We start from the raw sequence: 22,101 nt of genomic DNA on the forward strand, positions 1-22,101 counted from the left end.
ACTGAATGTCCCGACGTTCGTTGCGCCCCTCGTGAGCCCAGCGCAGCTTGTCCTCTTTTGTCTGCTAGCCGCGGCTTTCGCCGCCTGCGCCCGCAGGAGCCGGGGTGCCGTGGTGAGCCTGCTCGCCGAGCGCGAACGCCTCGCCCGCGCCTCGGCGGGCATGGTCGTCGCCGAGATCGACGGCGACCGCGTCGAGATCACCGGCCGCGGCGGCGACCTCCAGGACGTCGAGGTGCTCGCCTACTCGGCGATCCCCGGCGCGCCGGACGGCACGGGCCGGCGTCGGCCGCTGCTCGCCCAGGACGAGTCGTGGTCGGTGCCCGGCCCGGCCGCCGGCGCCCGCTGGATCGTGTGGTGGACCTGCCCGGCCGGGTACCGCTGGCGGCTCACCGTCGAGGACCACCACCGGGGCCTGCACTGCGTCGCCCGGCCGCCCGGCTCGGCACCCCGCGACACCGGTGCCTACTCCCGCTGGCGCAACACCGCCTGGCCCTACGCCTACCCCTCGCCACGCCGGCACGAGAACCTCGCGCGACCCGCCCGGCGCGAGCCCCGCCCGGCCGACGAGCCCGTCGAGGTAACTCTCGTCGAACTCTGCGGCATCGACATGTTCGATGAGGAGGAGACCGTCCTCCAGTTCGCGCCCGGCCGCACCGCGCCGCCCGGACTGGGCTGACCCCATGGGAGAGGATGGGGCGATGTCCGGAGAAACAGCGCCGAGGGGGAAGGTCGGCCGCCCGCCGCGCCTGTCGCAGGAGGCCGTCGTGGCGGCCGCCGAGCGCGTTCTCCAAGCCGATGGCGCCGAGGCCCTGTCCATGCGGCGGCTGGCGAGGGAGCTGGGCAGCACGCCGATGGCGCTCTACCACCACGTCCGCGACAAGGACGAACTCCTGTTGCTGCTGCTGGAGTCCCACGCGCGGCGGATTCCGAACCAGGAGCTTCCCGACGACCCGCGCGAGCGCCTTCTCGCGGTCGCCTTCACCCTCTACGAGGTCCTCGCCGAGCGCCTGTGGATCGTCGAGGTGCTGGCCGCCGACCCGCTCGTCGTCCCCTCGGCCATGCCGATGGTCGAGCTCATGATGGCCGCCGCCGTCGCCCACGGCCGCACGCCCGAGCAGGCCGTCGACGTCTACCGCACGATCTGGTACTACATCGTCGGCAGCCTCGTCATGCTCGCCAACCGCGAACGCCGCAAGGCCCGCGACGGCACACCGCTCGACCGCACCGAGGCGCTCGGCCGGCTCGACGCCGGGGAACTGCCGACGGTCGCCGCCGTCGCGGGCCGGTGGTCGGAACTGACCAACCGCGACACTCACCGCGAAGGCCTGCGGGCACTGGTGAACGGCCTCCTGCCGCCCGATCCGGCGCGGGACGCCGCCACCGTCAGGTAGCGGCGTCCCGGGTTCCCTAAGCGCCGCCGGCGGGCGTCAGCGAACCGCTCCAGAAGTCGGCGTAGCGACCGCCCCGGCTCAGCAGTTCGTCGTGGTCGCCCTCCTCGACGACGCGGCCGCCGTCGAGGAACACGATCCGGTCGGCGCGCCGGACAGTCCGCAGCCGGTGGGCCACCATCACCACGGTCCGGCCCGCCATCAGGCGCTCGACTCCACGGTGGACCGCGGCCTCGGCGACGGGATCCAGCGCCGAGGTCACCTCGTCGAGCAGCACGATCGGCGCGTCCTTCAGCAGCGCCCGCGCGATCGAGACCCGCTGGCGTTCGCCGCCCGACAGCCGGGCACCGCCCTCGCCGACGTCGGCCGCCCAGCCGCCGGGCAGCCGCTCGATCACCTCGTCGAGCCCCGCGGCCGTCGCCGCGGCGCGCACGGCCGCCTCGTCGGCGTCGGGGCGGCCGAGGCGCACGTTCTCCTCGATGGTGCCGTCGAAGAGGTAGACGTCCTGGAAGACGATGGCGATGTGCCGCATCAGGTCCTCGGTGCCGATCTCGCGCACGTCGGTGCCCCCGACGCGCACCGCGCCGCCGTCGACGTCGTAGAACCGCGCGAGCAGTTGCAGCATGGTGCTCTTGCCCGCCCCCGACGGGCCGACCACGGCGAGCCGGCGCCCCTGCGGCACCGTCAGTGACAGGCCGTCGATCACGGTGCGGCCGTTGTGCGCGAAGGTGACCGCGTCGAACTCCAGGCCATGGCCCGCGGGCCGCAACGGCTCGCCGGCCTCCGGCAGCGGCGGGGTGCTCAGCACCGTGTCGAGCCGGGCCAGCTCCGAACGCGCGCCGCGCATCTTGCCGCCGATGTCCGACAGCGACAGCAGCGGATCGGCGCAGCGGGCCGCGAGCACCAGGATCACCAGCACCTCGGCGGCGCCGATGCTCCCGCCCAGGGCGAGGTAGGCGCCCAGGGCCAGCAGTCCGGTGAACACCGCCTGGACCGTCAGTGTCAGGCCCAGCACACCAGGCAGCGACGACAGCGTGGCGCGCCGCGAGGAACGCCGCACCTCCCGCAGCGAGTCGTCGAGCATGCTGAAGCGCTCGGCGGTCCGGCCGCCCGCCCGCAGTACCGGCTGGGCCTGCAGGTACTCGATGACCCGGCCGGTGGCCTCGCGGTCGCGCTCGGCGGACTCCGCGTCGGCGGCGGCCGTCGAACGTCCCGTCCAGACCTGGATCCCCGCGACGAGCGGCACCGCGAGCAGCGCCGCGAGTCCCATCTGCCAGTTGAAGGCGAGCATCACCGCCACGATCGTCAGCGGGGTCACGCACGCGGAGATGAAGGGGGCCAGCAGATGCGCGGCCACGCCCATCGCCTGCAGCAGTCCCCGGCCGGCCGTCACGGACAGCTCGCCGACCCTGTTGTCGCTGAACCAGCCGATCGGCAGCCGGGCCAGGTGATCGCCGAGCCGGTGGTACATGCCGCGCAGCAGCGAGGTGCCGACCCGAAAGCCGGCCAGGTCGCTGCGGTAGCGCAGCACCGCGTACAGGGCCACCGCCGCCCCGAACGCGGCCAGCCAGGGCCCGGCCTTAGCGGGGTCGTCCCCGAACAGGGCGCGCAGCAAGGGAACCAGCAACGCGTAGGACAGGCCCTCGACGATCGCGGTCGCCGTCATCAGGGCGACGGTTCGGCGCATCGGCCGGGCGTACTCGTTCCCCAGCACGCGCAGCAACATCCGGATCATCGGGTCTCTCCTCCCAGCGGCGCACGGTCTCCGGCCTCGTCGGCGATCGCCGAGCGGTGCGAACGCCAGAACGCCGCGAAAGGCCCGTCGCGCTCCAGCAGCGCGGCCGGAGAGCCCCGCTCGACGATCGAGCCGTTCTCCAGGACCGCGACGGCGTCGGCGTCGGCGATCGTCTCCAGGCGGTGGGCGATGACCAGGATGGTGCGCTCGCCTTTCAGCGCCGCCAGGGTCCGGCGCACCGCGCGCTCGGTCCGCGGGTCGGCGAAGGCGGTGGCCTCGTCGAGGACCAGGACGGGCGTGGCGGCGAGCAGGGCGCGGGCGAGCGAGATCCGCTGTGCCTCGCCGCCCGAGAGGCCGGTGTCCTCGCCGATCACGGTCTCGTAGCCGTGCGGCAGTTCGAGGATCCGCTCGTGGACGTCGGCGAGCCTGGCGGCGGCGATCACGTCCTCGCGGCCGGCGTCCGGGACGGCCAGGGCGATGTTGTCGGCGACCGAGGCGCGCAGCAGGCGGACGTCCTGGAAGACGAAGGAGACGTGCCGGTAGAGCTCGGTGGCGGCGATGTCGCGCAGGTCGACGCCGCCGAGCAGGACGGTGCCCTCGTCGGGGTCGAAGAAGCGGGGGAGGAGCTGGACGAGGGTGGACTTCCCGCCGCCCGAGGGGCCGACGATCGCGGTGAGCGTGCCGGGTTCGCAGACCAGGTCGACACCGCGCAGGACCTCGTGCCCGTCCTCGTAGCCGAAGTGGACTCCGCGCAGTTCGACCCTGTTGCCTTCGGGCGTCGAGGGACGCACGGGTTCGGGCAGCGGGGGCTCACCGAGCACCTCGCGGATGCGGCCGAGCGCGCGGCGGGCCGACTGGACGTCGTCGAAGCCGTGGCCCAGGGCGGCGACGGGCGCGGTGAGTCCGAGGCCGAGCAGCAGGAAGGGAAGCAGGTCGGCGGGGGGCAGTGAGCCCGAGGTGATCAGCGCGGTGCCGCCGATCAGGACGACGAGCAGCACGAAGGGCGGTGAGAGGGCCAGCTGCATCCCGGCGGCGATCAGGGACATGTTGCGAGCCCAGGCGAAGAAGACGCGCACGAAGTCGTCGGCGGCGGTGATGAAGCGGCGGTGCGCGCGGCCGGAGCCGCCGAAGGCCTTGACCACCGCGATGCCCTGCACGAACTCCACGACCGAGCTGGAGATCCGGCCCATGGCCGCGTCGAACTCCTCCTGCTCGCGCAGCCGTTTCGGCAGCATCATCAAGGGGACCAGCGCGATCGCGAGCACCACCGGGATCAGCGTGATCAGCGTCAGCCGCCAGTCGACGGCGAACAGGTAGACCAGCGACACGGCGGGGACGACGAAGGCGGAGACCATCTCGCCGGGGGTGTGGGCGATGAGCGGGTGCACGGCGGCGACGTCCTCACCGACGACCCTGGCCAGCTCCCCGGTTCGGCGGCGGAAGAACCACCCGATCGGCACGCCGCCGAGCCGCGCGGCGAGCCGCCGTCGCAGCGACAGCTGCACCCGGCCGTCGAGGATGTGCCCGACGCCTGCCGATCCGGCCGTGAACAGCAGCCGTACGAGGAGTCCGGCGGCTCCGGCGATGACGACCGTCCCGACGTGGCCGCGGTCGATCGGGTCGGGTGACAGCAGGGTGCGGCCGAGTTCGACGACCGCCAGCAGCGGTGCCAGGCCCGCCACGGCCCCGATGACCTGGAGTCCGGCCACGGTGACGAAGCCGCCGGTGTGCGGTCTCAACAGGCCGCCGGTCTCCTCGGGTACCGGCGCGGGCGGCGCCGGCGCGGGCCGCTTCCTCACCTCGGCAAGGTCGATGGTGCTCATCGCTCTCCGATCCTTATTTATACGCGTATAAAAAAGGTACCTCGGTCCTGCCCGGCCGACCACCGCGCAACCCCGGCTAGTCTCTTCCGAATGCTCCGACGACCCGGCCCCGTGACCCCGCAGGACGTCCGCCACGCGGTGGACCTGTGCTCCGACGCGCTTCGAGGCGCGGTCGATACCGACTGGACGGTGCCCGCCGGGGATCTGACCTGGAGCTGCCGGGAGACCGCCGAGCACCTCGCCGACGACCTCTTCGCCTACGCGGGCCAGCTCGGCCCGCGCCGCCCGCCGCTCGACACCCACGTGCCCTTCGCGTGGGCCCGCACGTCGCCGGACGCACCGGCGCTGAGCGTGTCGGGTGATCCGGCGGCCGGTGCGGCCGGTCTGGTGGAGGTGATCGAGGCGTGCGGGACCTTCCTGTGGGCCGTGGCCTCGGCGGTGGCGCCCGAGACCCGCGCACACCACGTCTTCGGGCTCTCCGACCCCGAGGGATTCGCCGCGATGGGGGTCGTCGAGACCCTGGTCCACACCCACGACATCGGGCGCGGGCTCGGTTTCGCGTGGACGCCGCCCCCGCAGTTGTGCGCCCGGGCGCTGTACCGCCTGTTCCCCGAAGCGCCCGCCGACACCGACCCCTGGGCGACGCTCCTGTGGGCCACCGGCCGCGGTGAACTTCCCGGCCACCCTCGCCTGGAGACCTGGCGCTGGTATTCCGCGCCCCGCGCCTGACACCCCGCCACCGCGCGCCGGACTTCGATAGCATCGGCCTCGTCACGTTCGGCCCCCGGGCCGATACGGCGTCGCGTCGGGAGCGCTGCCGCCGGACGGCAGACCGCGCCCTGTCGGTCCTCCTCACGAGGAGGCACCCATGTTCCGCAGATCCTTACTGCTCACCCTGCTCGCGGTCGCGCTCGCGGCCCTCACGCTCGTCCTCGTCCGCCCCGCCGAAGCCGCCGCCCCTGTGCGCGTCATGCCCCTCGGCGACTCCATCACCGCGGGCCCCGGCTGCTGGCGCGCACTGCTGTGGGACCGCCTGCGCACCGGCGGGCACACCGACGTCGACTTCGTCGGCGGCGTCGCCGACGGCGGCGGCTGCAACTACGGCTTCGGCTACGACGGCGACCACGAAGGCCACAGCGGACTGGCCGCCACCACGCTCGCCTCCAACGGGCAGCTGCCGTCGTGGCTGGCCGCCGCCCGGCCCGACGTCGTCGTGATGCACCTGGGCACCAACGACATGTGGGGAGGCTGGATCCCCACCGACGACGTGGTCGGCGCGTTCACGACCCTCGTCGGCCAGATGCGCGCCCACAACCCCGCGATGCGGATCGTCGTCGCCCAGATCATCCCCATGCACGGCTGCGACACCTGTCCCGCCGACGCCGTCGCCCTCAACGAGCGGATCCCCGCCTGGGCTGCGGGACTGACCACGGCGGCCTCGCCCATCACCGTCGTCGACCAATGGAGCGGCTTCGACGTCGCCGCCGACACCTATGACGGCGTGCACCCGACCGACTCCGGCTTCCGGAAGATGGCCGACCGCTTCCACCCGGCGGTCGCGGCGGCCCTCGGGGGAGTGACGCCGACCCCGACCGGCTCACCGTCGCCCACCTCGACGCCCTCGCCCACACCGGCCGCCGGCTGCACCGCCGCCTACCGCGTCGTGTCGCAGTGGGGCGGCGGGTTCCAGGCGGAGGTGAGCGTGCGGAATTCCTCGGCCCGCGCGATCTCGGGCTGGACGGTCGGGCTGGTGTTCGCCGACGGGCAGCAGGTCACCCAGTCGTGGAACACGCGGCTGACGCAGTCGGGCACGACCGTCACGGCCGGCAACGTCGCCTACAACGGCACGCTGGCGCCGGGAACCTCGACGGCCTTCGGCCTCATCGCGAACTGGACGGGCGCGAACACGCCGCCGACCCTGGTCTGCACCGGAAGCTGAACACCCGGCGGGGCACCCTCGGTGCCCCGCCGGTATTTAAGCGCAGGCAGGTGATCCAGAACTGCCCGTCCTCGCCGTGGGTCACGCCGTGCGTCTCACTGCCGAAACCGGGGAAGGCCCGCTCGAAATCCTCCAGCGCCCGCAGGTACCGCAGCACCGGCCCGTCGGCTGCCCCGGCGCTCTCCCCGGGCATGAGCACGGGAATCCCCGGCGGGGTCGTCACGACCTGCGTGGCGACCGTCCGGCCGGCCAGCTCGGCAAGGCGCACGGGCTCGGTGCCGTCGCGCAGCAGCCGCTGGTAGGTCTGCGAGGGCGTGAGCGACGCGTCGGGCAGCCCGGTGAAGGCCTCGTCGAGCAGGTCGGTGAGCCCGAGATCCGACAGACGCCGGTGCATCTGCTCGCACAGCCCCGGCAGCGTCATGTCCCCGTACCGCGCGGGATGCTCGGTGGTCAGGCCGGGCAGGACCCGCGACAGCGGCTCACCCTCGTCGAACAGGCGCTTGAAGTCGGTGAGCCCGTCCAGGAGCGTGCCCCACTTGCCCTTGGTGATGCCCATGGAGAACAGCACCAGGCAGGTGTAGGCGTCGGTCTTCTCGACCACGATCCCGCGCTGGTCGAGGTAGGCGGTGAGCACCCGCGCGGGAACACCGAGGTCCCCCACGGTGCCGGTGGCGTCGACACCCGGGCACGTGATGGTGACCTTGATGGGGTCGAGGAGGCAGTAGCCGTCGGTCAGGCCCTCGAACCCGTGCCAGGCCGCGCCCGGCTTCAGCGTCCAGCACGAAGGCTCGGTGCGCAGCAACTCCAAGGGCGCGTCCACGAAGGAGTGGCTGCGCCCGTCGGCCGGATCCTCGACCACGTCGGGCTGCCAGGTCCCGAAGAACCAGTCCGGCCGGTCCGCGGCGGCCTCGATCTGCGCGCCGACCCGCGCGACGGCCTGGCGGAAACGGATCGCCTCGGTGATCGCCTCGTCGGTCAGCCACCGCCCGCCGGAGCCGTCCATCATCCCCGCGGCCACGTCGAGCGACGCGATCATCGGGTACAGGGGAGAGGTGGTCGCGTGCATCATGAACGTCTCGTTGAAGCGCCGGTGGTCGACCGCCCCGCGCTCGGCGTTCTTGACGTGCAGCATCGCGCTCTGCGACAGCGCGGCCAGCAGCTTGTGCGTCGACTGCGTCGAGATCATCGTCGGCCGCAGCTCCTCGGCGACCGTCCCCTCGCCGACCGACATGGCGTAGCGCTCGACGTAGAGCGGGTTGAAGCGGGCGTAGGCGAACCACGCCTCGTCCAGGTGCACGCGCGGCACGCTCGCCCCGAGCAGCTCGGCGACCCGCACGGCGTTGTAACAGAGGCCGTCGTAGGTCGAGTTGGTGACCACCGCGTACACCGGCTCCGGTGCGGCGGCATCGGCGGTGAACGGACTGCTCGCGATCTGCGCGGCCACCGCGTCGCGCTCCATCGACCCCGGCGGAATCGGGCCCATCAACCCGTACCCGTTGCGCGTCGGCACGAGATAGACCGGACGCCCGCCGCTGATGGTCAGCCCGTGGTAGATCGCCTTGTGACAGTTGCGGTCGACCAGGACCAGCTCGTCGTTGGCGACGCTCCCGTGGATCGCCAGGCGGTCGGAGGTCGAGTCGCCGTGCAGGACGAAGTAGGTCATGTCGGCGCCGAAGATGCGCGCCGCGGCCCGCTCCGCCTCCCCGATCGGGCCGGTGTGCTCGAACAGCGACCCCAGCTCCCCGACCGAGATCGACAGGTCGGTGCGGAACAGGCGCTCGCCGTAGTAGTCGAAGAACGCGCGCCCCACCGGCGACTTCAGGAACGCGACGCCTCCTGCGTGCGCGGGCGTGTGCCACGAGTACTCGCGCCCGTCGTCGAACTCCCGCAGCTTCCGGAAGAAGGGCGGCAGCACCGCGGTGAGGTAGCGCCCGGCGGCGTGCGCGATGCGCCCGGCGATGAAGTCGGCGGTGTCCTCCAGCAGCCACACGTAGCCGTCGATGACCTCGGAGATCCACAGCGGCAGGTCGTCGACGGTGGCGTCGCCGGTCACCAGGTACACCGGCAGCCGGTTGAAGCGGTCGCCGAGCGCGCGCAGGACCCGCTCGGCGGGCCGGTCGCCCGCGACGGGGTCGCCGAGCGTCCAGCCGACGAGCGCCGCGGCCAGATCCGCGCGGGAGTTCACCACCGACATCGCGTCGGCCGGCGTGCGCGCCCACAGGATCTGGTGCCCGTGTTCGGCGAGCGCCACGCCGAGTGCCTCGACCTGCGTCGAGAGCATGCTGTCGGAGCCGCCGAGATCGTCGACGGCTATGAGGACGGTCGAATGTTCCATGCCCACCTCCAGGGGGAATTGCCCAGACTGGGTATAGCGAACTAATCGCCCAAAGGGGACGTGCATCGGAGGCGGCCTGGCGGTTGCGCTCCCGGCCCTTCTCGCCCGGGGCGTTCGGCGGCATCGATGGCCGGCACGTTTGCCCTGGTAGCCGGGGGGTACAGGGAGGACATGACTAGCGACGCGGTTGTCGTCGGCGCCGGACACAACGGGTTGGTGGCGGCGAACATGCTGGCCGACGCGGGGTGGTCGGTCACCGTCCTGGAGGCCACCGCGCATCCCGGCGGCGGCGTGCGCAGCGCCGAGATCACCGCTGCGGGCTTCCGCTCGGACCTGTGCAGCGCGTTCTACCCCTTCACGGCCGTCTCGCCCGTCTTCGCGCGCCTCGCCCTGGAGGAGCACGGCCTGCGCTGGCGCCACGCCCCGGCCGTCCTCGCCCACGCGCTGCCCGACGGCCGCTCGGCGGTGCTCAGCCGCGACGTCGAGACGACCGCGGCCTCGGTGGACGCCTTCGCCGAAGGCGACGGCGCGGCCTGGCGCCACCTGTTCGACGAGTGGCGGCGCATCGGCGGCCCGGTCGTCGACGCGCTGTTCACGCCCTTCCCGCCCGTGCGTCCCGTCAAGACCCTCACCCGGCGCATCGGAACGGCCGGCCTGCTTCGCCTCGCCCGCCGCATGGCCATGTCGGTGCGCGAGTTCGGCGAGGAGAACTTCGCCGGCGAAGGCGCCAAGGTCCTGCTCACCGGCTGCGCCCTGCACAGCGACGTCTCCCCGGAAGGCACCGGATCGGCCGCCTACGGCTGGCTCCTGGCCATGGTCGGGCAGCAACTCGGCTTCCCGGTCCCCGAAGGCGGCGCGCAGTCCATCACCGACGCCCTCATCGCCCGCCTCGAAGCCAAAGGCGGACGCGTCGTCTGCGACGCTCCGGTCACCAAGGTCATCGTCGCCGGCGGCGTCGCCCGCGGAGTCGTCGACGCCGCCGGCCGCCCCTGGAAAGCCCGGCACGCCGTCCTCGCCGACGTCCCCGCCACCACCCTCTACCGCGACCTCGTCGGCCTCGACCGCCTCCCCGCCCGCCTCGCCGGCGACCTCGACCGCGTACGCCTCGACCACCCCACCCTCAAAGTCGACTGGGCGCTGTCGGGGCCCGTCCCCTGGACCGACCCCGGCCTCGCCGCCGCCGGAACCGTCCACCTCGGCGGCGACACCGCCGACCTGAGCCACTGGGCCGCCTCCCTGGCCGCGCACACCGAACCCGCCGTCCCCTTCATCCTCACCGGACAGATGGGCCGCGCCGACCCCACGCGCTCGCCGGCGGGCACCGAGACGCTTTGGGCGTACACGCACCTGCCCGCCACACTCCGCGACGCCGACCGGGACGACCCGGGCATCGTCGAGTACGCCGAGCGCATCGAGGCCGCCGTCGCGGCCGTCGCGCCGGGCATGCCGGGGCTGGTGCTCGCGCGCCACGTCGAGGGACCGGCGGACCTGGCCCGCGCGAACCCGGGCATGGTCGACGGCGCTCTGGGCGCGGGGACCTCGGCGCCGTCGCAGCAGCTCGTCTTTCGTCCCACCCCGGGCCTCGGCCGCGCCGACTCGCCCGTCGACCGCCTGTACCTGGCGGGCGCCGCGGCCCACCCCGGGCCCGGCGTGCACGGCGGGCCGGGCGCGAACGCCGCGCGGGCGGCGCTGCGCCGGGCGGTGCCGGTCGGGGGAGCGGTGTACCGGGGGCTGATACGCGCGGCCCAGCGGCTCGTCTACTGAGGGCCGCGGTTGACGACGATGTCGGCGAGGCGGCGCAGCGCCTCCTTGTTGCGCCGGTGGAGCAGGAGGTCGTCGACCTTGGTGCGGATCCAGTGCAGCGGGCCGGCGCTGATCTCCTCGTGCAGGTGCACCATCGTGCTGCCGTCGTCCTCGGGGACCAGCCGAAAAGAGACGGTCAGTTCACCGAAGGGCCAGGCCTTCGGGCGCATGACCAGCCTGGTCGGCGGCGTGCACTCCAGCGAGACGGTCTCGGCGTGCTTGAGCAGCGGCCACGGACCCGTGGTGACCCTCATCCTGCTGCCGGCCTCGGGCCACGCCTCGTCGACCTCGCGGATGTGCGCGGTGCCCACCACCCAGTCGGAGTAGGTCCAGCCGTCGCTCAAGACGGCGAAGACGTCCTCGACGGGAGCCTTGATCACGTGACGGGTGTGGGCCATGGTGCGCTCCCGGTGTGTCGCGACGGATCTTCCTGACGGTGTTCACCGGTGACGCGGACCTCGTGCCCGTCGGGCTCGAAGAGGTTCCCGTCGGTCACCGGCGTGGATTCGGAGGCGTCGAGGACCGCGAAACGGCCCCAGAGGGCCAGGGCCCGCTCGGTCAGCAGCGGCGCGGCCCGCGACGCCAGCCCGGCGGCGGCGCCCGCGACGCCGACGTGCGCCCGGCGCCTGGGGTGCGTGACGAGCCTGACGACGCGGCGGGCGGCGCGCCACGCGCCGACCGGCGGTCCGGGCGGCCTCGCCGGCTTGCCGCTGTGGTTGGCGGCGCGGTCGAAGAGGGGAGTGTCGACGGCCGCCGGCATCAGCGTGCACACCGAGATCGCGTGCGGGCCGTCCAGGCCGAGTTCCTGGCGGAGCGTGGAGCCCAGCGCGGCCACGGCGTGCTTGGAGGCGTTGTAGAGGCCCAGGTAGGGCATGCACATCTCGGAGAGCCCCGAGCCGATCATGACGATGACCCCGCCGTCGCGTCTCATGTGCCGCACGGCCGTCTGGGCGGCGTAGAGGTAGCCGAGCACGTTGACGTCGAGCAGGCGCCGGGCGTGCTCGGCCGGCATGTCGGCGAGGTGCCCGTAGTAGGCGACCCCGGCCGACTGCACCCACGCGTCGAGCCGCCCGTAGGCGTCCTCGGCGGCCTCGGCGATCGCGGTGACCGCCGCGGTGTCGGCGGTGTCGGCGAGGACCCCCACAGCGTCCCCGCCCCGCCGTCGGCACGCGTCGGCCATGGTGTCGAGGGCCCGTTCGTCGCGGGCGGCGAGCACGAGCCGGGCGCCCCGCTCGGCGAGCAGCAGGGCGGTGGCGGCGCCTATCCCGCTGGTGGCCCCGGTGACCACGACGGCGGACTCGAGCAGGCTCGATCTCAGCGGCATACGAGGTGATTACCCTCCGCTGTCGGCCGGTACACGTTGGATTCGGCGTCGAGGTCAGGGCCGCAGAACGGCCTTGATGACGCCGTCGCCGCGGCTCTTGAAGCGCCGGTACATCTCGGGCGCGTCCTCCAGCGCGGCCTCGTGGGTGATGAGCGCGCCGGCGCGCAGCGGGTCGCCGTCGCGGAGGAGCGCGAGGAGTTCGGCGTCCCAGCGGCGGACGTTGGCCTGGCCCCAGCGCAGGGTGATCTGCTTGTCGAAGAGGTCGCCGATGGGGAAGAACGGCATCCAGGCGAGGTAGACGCCGATGACCGAGACGGTCCCGCCGCGCCGGACGGTGGCCAGCGACTGGTGGAGGGCGAGGAAGCGGTCGGGCTGGACCTTGATGAGCTGGAGGAAGTGCTCGGCGGCCGAGCCGTCGGCGTCCATGCCGACCGCGTCGATGACGCTGTCGGCGCCGCGTCCGCCGGTCATCTCCCGCACGGTCTCGGTGACGTCCTTGAAAGCGCTGTAGTCGACGCACTCGGCGCCGTTGGCGGTGGCCATCGCGATGCGGTCGGGGATCTTGTCGACGGCGATGACGCGGCCGGCGCCGCGCTGGTAGGCGGCGGTGACGCACATCTGGCCGACCGGCCCGAGCCCGAAGACGACGACGGTCCCGCCCTCGGGGACGTCGGCGCGGTCGACGGCCTCCCACGCGGTGGGGAGCACGTCGGACAGCAGCAGCGCGGCCGGCGGGTCGCTCTCCTCGACCTTGATGGGCCCGAACTGGGCCTGCGGCACCCGCAGGAACTCCGCCTGCCCGCCGGGGACCCCGCCGTACATGTGGGTGTACCCGAACAGCGCGGCGCCCTTCTTCGCCTTGGTCTGCTGGGTCGTCTCGCACTGGCTGTAGAGCCCGAGGCGGCACAGGGCGCAGTGGCCGCAGGAGATGTTGAAGGGGACGACGACGGTGTCGCCGGGCCGGACGTGCTTCACCTCGGCGCCCACCTCGACGACCTCGCCCATCGCCTCGTGGCCGAGGACGTCGCCGGGCTTCATGGCCATGGTCATGCCGTGGTCGTAGAGGTGGAGGTCGCTGCCGCACACGGCGGCTCCCGTCACCTTGACGATGGCGTCGGTCGGCTCCTCGATCTTGGGGTCGGGCACGTCCTCGACACGAACCGTCTTCGGTCCCCGCCACACGACAGCACGCATCGCACACCTCGCCTCGCTCGTTGAGTCCCTGGTCAGCGTGGGGGTACCCGCGCGCAAGGAAGGTCAACCTTCCGTTTGGGGACGGTGACGGTGGGTATCTCGCGTTGACCGTCGATGGGAGATGCGCAATGGATGCGATCGTGCTGCTCAAGGAAGACCACAAGACCGTGGAGAAGATGTTCAAGGAGTTCGAGAAGATCAAGGACTCCGGTACCGCGCGGCAGCGCAAGGCGCTCGTGGACAAGATCCGCAAGGAGCTGACCACGCACGCGTTCATCGAGGAGACGATCTTCTACCCGGCCGCGCGCGAGGAGGTCCCCGAGACCGACGACCACGTCCTGGAGTCGGTCGAGGAGCACCACGTCATGGCGTGGCTGCTGTCGGAGCTGTCGAACCTCAGCGCCACCGAGGAGACCTTCAACGCCAAGGCCACCGTCCTCATCGAGAACACCCGGCACCACGTCGAGGAAGAGGAGAAGGAGTGGTTCCCCGAGGTCCGCAAGGCCCTGGGACGCAACCGGCTCCTCGAACTCGGCGAGCAGATGGCCGCGGCCAAGAAGAAGGCCCCGTCGGACCCGCTGGCGCTGATCTCGGCCCACAAGTAACGCGAGCGCGGACGGCCGCCGCCCCTGTGCGGCGGCAACCGCTCAGCGGCGCGGGGGTGCGCCGACGGGGGTGCGGCGGGCGTCGTCGAGGTCACCGAACATCGGCAGCGCCGTGGTGAGGCCGTTGAGGGTGAGGACGTGCTTCAGGTGGGGCTGCGGCGCCAGCAGGCGCACGACGCCGCCGTGCTCCCAGAGCTGCTTCGCGGCGCGGATCAGGATGCCGATGCCGGTGGAGTCGCAGAACGCGACCTCGCGCATGTCGCAGATCGCCAGCCGCCGGGGCGCGTCGGCGACCTTGGCGCAGAAGTCCTCGGCCTGCATGCCCAGGCACGCCACGTCCAGTTCGCCGCGCAGGGTGAGCACGCGGCAGTCGTCGTGATCGGTCGTGTCGATCTCCAGGCCGCCGAGATCGTTCTCTCTGTCGGTCATGGATCGACCGTAGGCCTCCGGGACGCCGAACGGCGGATCCGGGGAAAGTAATTTAGGCGTTGTTAACGCCAGTGAACCATAAGCCTCGTTTGCGTTGAATGCAGTGTTCAGACCTGTCTGTCCGGCTCTAGAGCCAGTGGTTGCGCTTGAACCCCCGGTACATGAACACCGAGATGCCGAGCATCACCGTCAGCATGATCGGGTACCCGTAGCGCCAGTGCAGCTCGGGCATGAAGTCGAAGTTCTGCCCGTAGATCCCCACGATCAGGGTGTTCGCCGACAGGATCGCCACCCAGGCGGTGATCTTGCGCATGTCGGCGTTCTCGCGGCTCTGGATCTGCGCGGTGTTGGCGCTGAGCGTGCCGGTGAGCAGCTCGGCGAAGCCGTCGACGCGCTCGGCGGCGCGGATGACGTGGTCCTCGACGTCGCGGAAGTAGTCCTTCGTGCGCGGATCGATCGCGGCGATCTCGCCCCGGGCGACGCGGCCGAGGGGCTCGGCGAGCGGGCTGACGGCCCGCCGGAACTCCAGCACCTCGCGCTTGAGCTTGTAGAGCCGCTCGGTGACGTTGTCCTCGCGGGAGCGGTCGGTGTCGAAGACGAGGAACTCCGCGGCGTCGATCTCGTTGCCCAGGCCCTCGGCGGCCAGGATGTACCCGTCGACGATGTGGTCGGCGACGGCGTAGAAGACCGCGCTCGGGCCGGTGCGCAGCACGTCGGGAGCGGTCTCCAGCCTCCGGCGGACCCCGGTGAGCGAGGCGGCCTGGCCGTGGCGGACGGTGACGGCGAACTTCGCGCCGAGGAAGACCATCACCTCGCCGACCTCGATGACCTCCTCGGGGTCGACGTAGCGGACCGTCTTGAGCACGGCGAAGGCGATGTCGCCGTAGATTTCGAGCTTCGCGCGCTGGTGGGCGTGCACGGCGTCCTCGACGGCCAGGGGGTGCAGGCCGAACTCGGCGGCCACCGCGTCGAACTGCCCGGCGGTCGGCTCGTGGAGCCCGATCCAGACGAAGCCGTCCTCGGCCTCCTGCGCGGTCTCCAGGGCGATGTCGAGCGGAACCCGGCCACCTTGGCGGACCCCGTCGATGTAGAGGGCGCAGTCGACGATGCCGCTGTCGGGTCCGTCGGTGCTCTGCTCGTCTCGACTCATGTCCACCTCAAAGCGCGCGACGGTAATCTGGGCCGACCGGTGGGCCGTCGTGAACCGAGGGCCGCCGGAACCGAGACCACGATACGGAAAGGGTTGCGCGCTGAGTCGTCTGCGATCGTTCCTGCGCCGGCACGCCGTCCTGGTCGGCGTCCTGGTCTGCCTCGCGTGGATCATCGCCGTCGTCGTGATGATCGCCGTGGACCCCGGCACGTCCGGTGGCGGTCCCGGCTGAGGCTCCCTCAGTCCGGCGAGCGTCGGTCGATGAGCGCGCCGATGCCGTCGAGGACGCGTTCGAGCTGGAAGCGGAACTCCTCGGGCCGGGAGGGGCGCCGAAGCCGGCGTCGAGCATGAGCTCCAGCAGCTCGTCCTTGGCCGAGACGTAGCGGTAGAGCGCCGTCGGTGACACGCCGAGCGCCTTGGCGCGTTGACCATCGACACCACGGCCAGGCCCTCGCGTTCGGCGAGGACGACCCCCTCGACGCCGAGCCGGCGGTGGCGGGACGGGGGTGAGTTATCCCCGTCCCGCGATCGTCATCGTCGCGGCGAAACCCGCATCGGTGTGTCCCGAGGGCGCGCAAGGTTCAGTCAAGGTCTGAGCCGCCCCGTCTGGTTAGCCTCCCGGTCGGACACACGCACGCGAAGCTGCCGTGCGGTGCCCGCCCGTCCGCCACTTCCTGCGGGCGGGCACCGTTGAGCGAGAGGTGCGTTGGATGGGCATGCTGGGCATGCGCGAGATCATCTGCATGGTCGTCGTGTTGGTGGTGCTCGCGACGGCGGTCATCACCACCGTGGTGCTGGTGAAGAACAAGAAGCAGAACGGTCCCGTGCCAGGGCGGCCGCCATATCCGCAGCACCCGCAGTACCCGCCGCCCGCGCAGAACGGAGAACCTGGCCGGACTCCGCACGTGCCGCCACCGCCTCCGCAGCAGTGACCGCTGGGGCATCGCGTTCCCCAAGCCTCACACCAAGTCCGGCGCACTCTCCCGAGCGGAATCCTCGGCCGGCGAACGATCCGCACCGCCGGCCGGTGCGGCGGCACGCAACGCCGCCTCGACCCGGCGGTTGCTGGTCATGGACGCCGTCACGGCCGTCATCGTCAGGAGGAGGCCGGCGGCGACATACAGCGGGGTGCGGATGTCGTAGGCGGTGGCCAGCCAGCCGCCGAGGAAGGCGCCGAGCGGGGCGGCGCACATGGCCAGCATGCGGGAGGTCGAGGCGACCCGGCCCATGAGGTGGGCGGGAACGATCGCCTGCCGGAGGGAGGGCCCGAGCACCATGGTGGCGCCCATTCCAGCGCCGCAGACGGCGAGCGCCAGCCCGGCCAGGTACGGGTTGGGGGCGGCGGCCAGGCCAAGGATGGCGAGTCCTTCGACGGCGGCCGTGCAGGTGAGCGCGGTGCCGGTGCCGAGTCGTCGGCCGATGCGGGAGGCGACGGCCGCGCCGATGAGGCCGCCGGTGGCCTCCGCCGTGAGGAGCAGGCCGAAACCGTAGGTGTCGATGCCGAGGCGGTCGTGCGCGAAGAGGGCGAGCACCGTCTCCACGGCGAGGAAGGCGACGTTTCCGACCGCCGGGCGCAGTGCGAGACCGAGCAGCAACCGGTCCCGGAAGACGTACGAGGCTCCGGCCCGCGCCTGCATCAGCAGCGACTCGCGGACTTCCGGCACGGGCCTGGGCATGGCCGGCAGCGTGCGCACGAGCAGTGCGGACAGCATGAACGACACCGCGTCGGCCAGCAGCGGAACCGCCCGGCCCAGCGCGAGCAGCGCGCTGCCCGCGGGCGGCCCCGCGAAGCCGGACATGGCGGTCTGCGCTCCGCGCAGGCGGGAGTTGGCGCGCTGGAGCAGTGCGGGGTCGCGGCGGAGCAGATCCGGCAGGTAGGCCGTTGCGGCCGTGTCGAAGAAGAGCCCGCCGAGGCCGAGGAGGAAGGCGACGGCCGCGAGCAGCGGAATGCTCAGCACGTCGAGAAGGGCGGCCGCGGCGGGGATGACGAGCAACGCCGCTCGTGTCGTGTCCGCGACCCACATCGTGCGCCGGCGGTCCCAGCGGTCCACCAGCGCACCGCCGAGCACCCCGAACAGCAGCCACGGCAGCGTTCCGGCGGCAGTGACGAGGGCGAGCGCCAGGGGATCCCGCGTCAACGTCAGCGCGAGCAGCGGCAGTGCGGCGTGCGAGACGCCGTCGCCGAGGGAGGAGATCGTCTGCGCGGTCCACAGCCGCCCGAAGCCGGTCGGCAGCTTGCGAGGGTTCGAGGTCACTTGGCGTCCCCCTCGGCCTGCTCGCCCGGTGCCGGGTGGAACAGCGCGAAGACGAGCGAGGCGTCGGGCAGTGAGGGGTCGGACAGGTTGCGGTACTCGTCGGCCAGGGCCTGCAGTCGCGCCGCCAGTTCGGCGAACTGCTCGTCGGTGAGCCGCAGGTGCGCCATTCGCACGTTCCTCGACTCCACCGGCGACGCCTCCAGGTCGGCGACCGCGTGGCGCATCAGCACATCCGGCCCGCCTTCGCCCGGATCCGGCAGTGCGATCGCCCGCGCGGCCATGGCGTAGTACCGCTCGACGACGCCCCGCACCTTCCGGGTCCGCACCACCTTCACCAGGCCCGCTCGCTCCAGCAGCCGCACGTGGTAGCTGGAACTTCCCTTCGCGAGGCCGACCCGCTCGGCGATCTGGGTGATCGTCGCCGGCTCGAAGCGGAGTACGGCCATGATCCGGTGACGGGTGAGGTTGGAGACGGCGCGCAGTTGCTCTTCGGTGGTGACGTGAATGGTCTCGGGGAGATCGTCGGTAGACATGCGGGCAATGGTCAACGATTCTTGACCATTGCGCAAGCGGAATTTCCGAAGCGGCCGCTTCGGCTACCGCGCCTGGGAAGTGGCCCCCTCGGAGCCGATGGCGAACTCGGCGGCGCGCAGCATCGCGTCGCGCTGATCGGCCGGTGAGCGGCCGAGCCGAAGGGCGGCGAGCATGGCGGCGTTGACGGCGCCGACGACGGCCCCGACGCGCGCGGCGGCTTCGATGGGGTCGAGGTCGTCCCCATAGCCGGCGCGCAGGGCGTCGGCGAGCTCGTCTTGGGCGGTGAGGGCGTGTTCGGCGACGCGTGCCCGCACGGCCGGGACGGTCGCGATGAGTTCGGCGCGCAGGGCGGCGAGGCCGTCGGCGACGTCGGTGGAGTCGTTGTGGTCGATCATGCGGCGGACGGCGTCGAGGAGGGTTTCGTCGACCGTCGCGCCCGGCGGGCGGGCCGCGATGGCGTCGACGCCCACGGCGGTGCGCTCGGCGGCGTTGGCGAGGAGCACGTCCTCCTTGGTCGCGAAGTGGAGGAAGAACGTGCGCGGCGACAGTTCGGCGGCCTCCGCGATCTGGGCCGCCGTGGTCTTGTCGAAACCCTGGGCGCGTATGAGGGTGAGTGCCGCGGCCACCAGCTGATCCCTCGTGCGCCTCTTCTTCATCTCCCGCAACCCCGCCATGGCCCAGATCCTACATTGAACGCACTGCTACAGTCGATGTATTAGTGCATTGACTGCATCATTGTGGAGGTCGTCATGGGAAGTCTCGACGGACGCGTCGCGCTCATCACCGGTGCCGGGCGGGGCATCGGAGCCGCGCTGGCGCGCTATTTCGCCGGCGAGGGCGCGAAGGTCGTCGTCAACGACCTCGGCACGGCGCCCGACGGCTCGGGCATCGACGCCTCGATCGCCGAGGCCGTCGCCCGATCGATCACCGAGGCAGGGGGCGAGGCCGTCGCCGACACCGGGAGCGTCGTCGACTTCGGTGACGCCCGCCGCATGGTCGCCGCGGCCGTCGAGGCGTTCGGCGACCTGCACGTCGTCGTCAACAACGCCGCCACGGAGGCCGGTCTCGGCCTTGTCGACCTCGACGAGGACACCTTCGATCGAGTCGTCGACGTCGGCCTCAAAGGCACCTACGCCGTCAGCCACTGGGCGGCGAGGTACTGGCGGGACAGCGCCGCGCCCACCGTCGACCGGGCCATCGTCAACACCGCATCCGGCTCCGGCCTGCTCAACCCCCTGCCGACCCAGACCAACTACGCCGCCTCGAAGGCCGGCATCGCGGCGATGACGACGGTGCACGCGCTGGAACTCGGGCGCATGGGCGTGCGCGTCAACTGCGTCTCGCCGTCGATGGTGCGCACACGCCTCACCGAACACGTCCCCGGCATGCCCGCCCCGGTCACCGAGGGCTTCGATCCCACCGGCCCGGAGGTCACCGCGCCCCTCACCGCCTACCTCGCCTCCGCCGACTGCCCGCTGACCGGGCAGGTCCTGTCGGTGCGGGGAGGGACGATCGCACTGAACCGGCCCTGGTCCCTCGGACCTCACGTGGAGCGCCACGATCGGCCGTGGACCGTCGCCGAACTCGCCCGGGAACTGTCCGGACTCGACGTCGGCGACCCATTCGCCGATCTCGCGGCGAGCCTCAAAGGCGCGCTCGGCGGCGCGGACTTCGGGTCGCGGGCGGCGGTCCAGGAGATGATCGACGCCGTCCTCGCGCAGGCGAGGGCCGCTCACGCGGCTTGAAGGACGTGGACCGGGGCGGGCACGAAGCGCCCGCCCCGGCCGGAAGCGGAGGTCGCGGTCAGGTGAGCTGGCCGACGGCGTCGACCAGCAGCCAGACACCGAAGACCGCGAACAGCGCGGCGGCACCGTACTTGATGGTCTTCTCCGGGAGGCGCTTACCGAGGGCGCGGCCGACGAGGATGGCCAGGGCGTCGGCGGCGACCATGCCGACCGTCGAGCCGAGCCAGGTGCCGAACCAGCCGTAGGAGGTGGCCAGGGTGATGGTCGCGAGCATGGTCTTGTCGCCCAGTTCGGCGAGGAAGAAGGCGACGCCGACGGCGATGATCGCCTTCTTGTCGGTGGTCTCGGCCTTCTTCTTCTCCTCGTCGGTGAGGGAGTCGCCGCGCAGGGTCCAGGCGCCGAAGGCGAAGAACGCGATCGCGGCGACCAGGGCGATCCACCCGGTCGGCAGGGCCGCGCCCAGGCCGTAGCCGACGGCGACCGACACGGCGTGGACGACACCGGTGGCGATGGTGATGCCGATGAGCACCGGCCACGGCTTGAACCTGGTGGCGAAGGTGAGGGCCATCAGCTGGGACTTGTCGCCGAGCTCGGCGACGAAGATGACACCGAAGCTCACCGCGAGCGCGATGAAGAACCCGGTCATGAGAGTGGGGAGCCTTCCCGATCGAACGCCGGGTCGGCGATGCGCACAGGGCGACCTCGACCCGGCTGCGTGTACAGCCTGAGTCGAAGGTCTCGTCCACCCCGCAAGACGGGGCCGCATGACCGGACCGGCCCGAGGGTCGATCAGTATGTCGATCATGCGCTTGGCGGACTACTCCCCTTCGCGAACAACACCCTAGCCCCTCCGGCGGGACGACGACGCCGGCCGTGATCGAGGCCACCCGGCGGCGCCGGCCCGGAACCGAGCCCACAGGTAGCGCTCCGCGAGCGGTCAGTCTGGTGAGTGGTAGTCGCGGTCGAGTCCGAGGTGCCGGGGCACGCCCTCGACCCAGTCGCGTTCCAGCGGGTCATCCCGCGTCGCCGCTCGCGCCCGGATCAGATCCGCGAGCTCGCGGCGCCGGCCGTCGGTCAGGGACTCGTTGAGCTGCGCGGCGATGCCCTCCAGTGCGGTGAGGGCGAGGTCGGGATCCATGACGCCGTCTGCCCGGTCGAAGAACCTGACACTCTCGATCATGCAGTCGACGAGAACGCCGACGATCGCTTCATCGCTCACCGCCGCAGAGTACGGCGATGTGTTGACGGACCCGCCCACCGCGGTCGCCAAGGGCCTCTCGGCCACGCACCGGTCCGTTGCCGCTTTCCGATTCACGGCTTATGCGACGGAGGGCCGCGCTTGAACCGGTGCCGTCGCTAGGGTCTGTGATGCGCTGATCCGTTCCGGGCGGGACGGTCGGCGGCGGTCTCGGCCGACGGAACGAGGGGAAGTCAGTGCGCTGTGGCGTGAAGACGGGCCGACGCGGGCCCACGTCGCCGGTGAGGGGAGCGCGCGGCGGGGAGACCCGGGCCGTGGCCCGAGATCCCCGGCCGCGCGGGGCGCTGCTAGCAGGAGCCGCAGCCGTTGCAGGAACCGGAGTGGTAGACGCCGTTGCAGTAGGTGGTGAAGCACATTTTCAGGCGGGAGCCGCACTCCTGGACGCGGCAGTCGACCTCGGTGTAGCAGGCCTGGATCCCGGCTCCGGCCGCGGCGGTGGACTTCGGGACGAACACCGACAGCATCCGGTCGGTCAGTCGCGAGATCTTCGACATGAGAACTCCTTCGTGTCTTCGGGAACGGTTCGCCGTCACCGACACACTGCCGCGATAGCCATCGACCAGCGTCGATCTCGCACGAAGTCG

The 22,101-nt window shown here is 72.0% G+C and carries 23 protein-coding genes; 9 read left to right on the forward strand and 14 right to left on the reverse strand.

What is annotated here, in order from left to right:
* Positions 1-109 precede the first annotated feature (109 nt).
* On the forward strand, positions 110-676 hold the full coding sequence (locus tag AB0I28_RS30365; protein WP_357499079.1) for a hypothetical protein: 567 nt from the start codon (positions 110-112) through the stop codon (positions 674-676).
* Positions 677-698: 22 nt separating this feature from the next.
* A complete protein-coding gene (locus tag AB0I28_RS30370) occupies positions 699-1,391 on the forward strand; it encodes a helix-turn-helix domain-containing protein (protein ID WP_357499081.1) in 693 nt (230 codons plus the stop codon).
* A gap of 16 nt (positions 1,392-1,407) precedes the next feature.
* On the opposite strand, the gene AB0I28_RS30375 is transcribed toward AB0I28_RS30370, so the two are convergent.
* Both AB0I28_RS30375 and AB0I28_RS30380 read right to left on the reverse strand, forming a co-directional pair.
* Complete coding sequence (locus AB0I28_RS30375; protein ID WP_357499083.1) at positions 1,408-3,123, reverse strand: ABC transporter ATP-binding protein; 1,716 nt, start codon at positions 3,121-3,123, stop codon at positions 1,408-1,410.
* Positions 3,120-4,946: an ABC transporter ATP-binding protein gene (locus AB0I28_RS30380; RefSeq protein WP_357499084.1), complete on the reverse strand. Its 1,827-nt coding sequence runs from the start codon at positions 4,944-4,946 to the stop codon at positions 3,120-3,122. The genes AB0I28_RS30375 and AB0I28_RS30380 overlap by 4 nt, the downstream gene beginning before the upstream one ends.
* Positions 4,947-5,036: 90 nt before the next feature.
* On the opposite strand from AB0I28_RS30380, the gene AB0I28_RS30385 reads away from it, so the two are divergent.
* On the forward strand, positions 5,037-5,675 hold the full coding sequence (locus AB0I28_RS30385) for a hypothetical protein (RefSeq protein WP_357499086.1): 639 nt from the start codon (positions 5,037-5,039) through the stop codon (positions 5,673-5,675).
* Between the two features lie 139 nt (positions 5,676-5,814).
* The gene (locus AB0I28_RS30390) at positions 5,815-6,885 is read left to right on the forward strand and encodes a cellulose binding domain-containing protein (protein WP_357499088.1); all 1,071 of its coding nucleotides are present in this window, start codon (positions 5,815-5,817) and stop codon (positions 6,883-6,885) included.
* On the opposite strand, the gene AB0I28_RS30395 is transcribed toward AB0I28_RS30390, so the two are convergent.
* On the reverse strand, positions 6,827-9,220 hold the full coding sequence (locus tag AB0I28_RS30395) for an Orn/Lys/Arg decarboxylase N-terminal domain-containing protein (protein WP_357499090.1): 2,394 nt from the start codon (positions 9,218-9,220) through the stop codon (positions 6,827-6,829). The two genes, AB0I28_RS30390 and AB0I28_RS30395, sit on opposite strands and share 59 nt — an antisense overlap.
* Before the next feature lie 171 nt (positions 9,221-9,391).
* Here AB0I28_RS30395 and AB0I28_RS30400 point away from each other — a divergent pair, with 171 nt between their 5' ends.
* Positions 9,392-10,984: an NAD(P)/FAD-dependent oxidoreductase gene (locus tag AB0I28_RS30400; protein WP_357499091.1), complete on the forward strand. Its 1,593-nt coding sequence runs from the start codon at positions 9,392-9,394 to the stop codon at positions 10,982-10,984.
* Here AB0I28_RS30400 and AB0I28_RS30405 read toward each other — a convergent pair.
* The 3 genes from AB0I28_RS30405 to AB0I28_RS30415 are packed head-to-tail and all read right to left on the reverse strand — an operon-like array spanning position 10,978 to position 13,541.
* Positions 10,978-11,421 carry an SRPBCC family protein gene (locus AB0I28_RS30405; RefSeq protein ID WP_357499093.1) on the reverse strand — a complete coding sequence of 148 codons (444 nt, stop codon included), beginning with the start codon at positions 11,419-11,421 and terminating at the stop codon, positions 10,978-10,980. The two genes, AB0I28_RS30400 and AB0I28_RS30405, sit on opposite strands and share 7 nt — an antisense overlap.
* Positions 11,400-12,347 carry an SDR family NAD(P)-dependent oxidoreductase gene (locus AB0I28_RS30410; protein ID WP_357499095.1) on the reverse strand — a complete coding sequence of 316 codons (948 nt, stop codon included), beginning with the start codon at positions 12,345-12,347 and terminating at the stop codon, positions 11,400-11,402. The genes AB0I28_RS30405 and AB0I28_RS30410 overlap by 22 nt, the downstream gene beginning before the upstream one ends.
* A 54-nt stretch (positions 12,348-12,401) precedes the next feature.
* The gene (locus AB0I28_RS30415; RefSeq protein ID WP_357499097.1) at positions 12,402-13,541 is read right to left on the reverse strand and encodes a zinc-dependent alcohol dehydrogenase; all 1,140 of its coding nucleotides are present in this window, start codon (positions 13,539-13,541) and stop codon (positions 12,402-12,404) included.
* A gap of 128 nt (positions 13,542-13,669) precedes the next feature.
* Here AB0I28_RS30415 and AB0I28_RS30420 point away from each other — a divergent pair, with 128 nt between their 5' ends.
* Positions 13,670-14,146, forward strand: coding sequence for a hemerythrin domain-containing protein (locus tag AB0I28_RS30420; protein ID WP_357499099.1), 477 nt, complete (start codon positions 13,670-13,672; stop codon positions 14,144-14,146).
* Positions 14,147-14,188: 42 nt separating this feature from the next.
* Here AB0I28_RS30420 and AB0I28_RS30425 read toward each other — a convergent pair whose 3' ends face one another.
* Both AB0I28_RS30425 and AB0I28_RS30430 read right to left on the reverse strand, forming a co-directional pair.
* Complete coding sequence (locus tag AB0I28_RS30425; protein ID WP_357499101.1) at positions 14,189-14,575, reverse strand: STAS domain-containing protein; 387 nt, start codon at positions 14,573-14,575, stop codon at positions 14,189-14,191.
* Positions 14,576-14,702: 127 nt separating this feature from the next.
* Positions 14,703-15,725: a magnesium and cobalt transport protein CorA gene (locus tag AB0I28_RS30430; protein WP_357499103.1), complete on the reverse strand. Its 1,023-nt coding sequence runs from the start codon at positions 15,723-15,725 to the stop codon at positions 14,703-14,705.
* On the opposite strand from AB0I28_RS30430, the gene AB0I28_RS30435 reads away from it, so the two are divergent.
* Together AB0I28_RS30435 and AB0I28_RS30440 are read left to right on the forward strand one after the other, a co-directional pair.
* On the forward strand, positions 15,724-15,957 hold the full coding sequence (locus AB0I28_RS30435) for a hypothetical protein (RefSeq protein WP_357499104.1): 234 nt from the start codon (positions 15,724-15,726) through the stop codon (positions 15,955-15,957). The genes AB0I28_RS30430 and AB0I28_RS30435 overlap by 2 nt on opposite strands.
* A gap of 478 nt (positions 15,958-16,435) precedes the next feature.
* A complete protein-coding gene (locus tag AB0I28_RS30440; protein ID WP_357499106.1) occupies positions 16,436-16,657 on the forward strand; it encodes a hypothetical protein in 222 nt (73 codons plus the stop codon).
* Positions 16,658-16,684: 27 nt separating this feature from the next.
* Here the strand turns inward: AB0I28_RS30440 and AB0I28_RS30445 are convergent, their stop codons facing one another.
* From AB0I28_RS30445 to AB0I28_RS30455, 3 genes are all read right to left on the reverse strand, one after another.
* A complete protein-coding gene (locus AB0I28_RS30445) occupies positions 16,685-17,980 on the reverse strand; it encodes an MFS transporter (RefSeq protein ID WP_357499107.1) in 1,296 nt (431 codons plus the stop codon).
* Positions 17,977-18,513 carry a helix-turn-helix domain-containing protein gene (locus AB0I28_RS30450; RefSeq protein ID WP_357499109.1) on the reverse strand — a complete coding sequence of 179 codons (537 nt, stop codon included), beginning with the start codon at positions 18,511-18,513 and terminating at the stop codon, positions 17,977-17,979. Before AB0I28_RS30450 ends, AB0I28_RS30445 begins: the two co-directional genes overlap by 4 nt.
* A gap of 63 nt (positions 18,514-18,576) precedes the next feature.
* Entirely contained in the window at positions 18,577-19,188 is a 612-nt protein-coding gene (locus AB0I28_RS30455) for a TetR family transcriptional regulator (RefSeq protein WP_357499111.1), read from the reverse strand.
* Positions 19,189-19,263: 75 nt separating this feature from the next.
* On the opposite strand from AB0I28_RS30455, the gene AB0I28_RS30460 reads away from it, so the two are divergent.
* Positions 19,264-20,259, forward strand: coding sequence for an SDR family NAD(P)-dependent oxidoreductase (locus tag AB0I28_RS30460; protein WP_357499113.1), 996 nt, complete (start codon positions 19,264-19,266; stop codon positions 20,257-20,259).
* A 58-nt stretch (positions 20,260-20,317) separates the two neighbouring features.
* Here the strand turns inward: AB0I28_RS30460 and AB0I28_RS30465 are convergent, their stop codons facing one another.
* From AB0I28_RS30465 to AB0I28_RS30475, 3 genes are all read right to left on the reverse strand, one after another.
* A complete protein-coding gene (locus tag AB0I28_RS30465; protein ID WP_357499115.1) occupies positions 20,318-20,905 on the reverse strand; it encodes a TMEM165/GDT1 family protein in 588 nt (195 codons plus the stop codon).
* A 291-nt stretch (positions 20,906-21,196) separates the two neighbouring features.
* Positions 21,197-21,478, reverse strand: coding sequence for a hypothetical protein (locus AB0I28_RS30470; RefSeq protein WP_357499116.1), 282 nt, complete (start codon positions 21,476-21,478; stop codon positions 21,197-21,199).
* A gap of 326 nt (positions 21,479-21,804) precedes the next feature.
* Positions 21,805-22,011, reverse strand: a complete 207-nt coding sequence (locus AB0I28_RS30475) for a hypothetical protein (RefSeq protein ID WP_357499118.1) — start codon at positions 22,009-22,011, stop codon at positions 21,805-21,807.
* Between the last annotated feature and the right edge of the window lie 90 nt (positions 22,012-22,101).

The sequence above is a fragment of the Phytomonospora sp. NPDC050363 genome, from assembly GCF_040655735.1.
GTDB lineage: Bacteria > Actinomycetota > Actinomycetes > Mycobacteriales > Micromonosporaceae > Phytomonospora.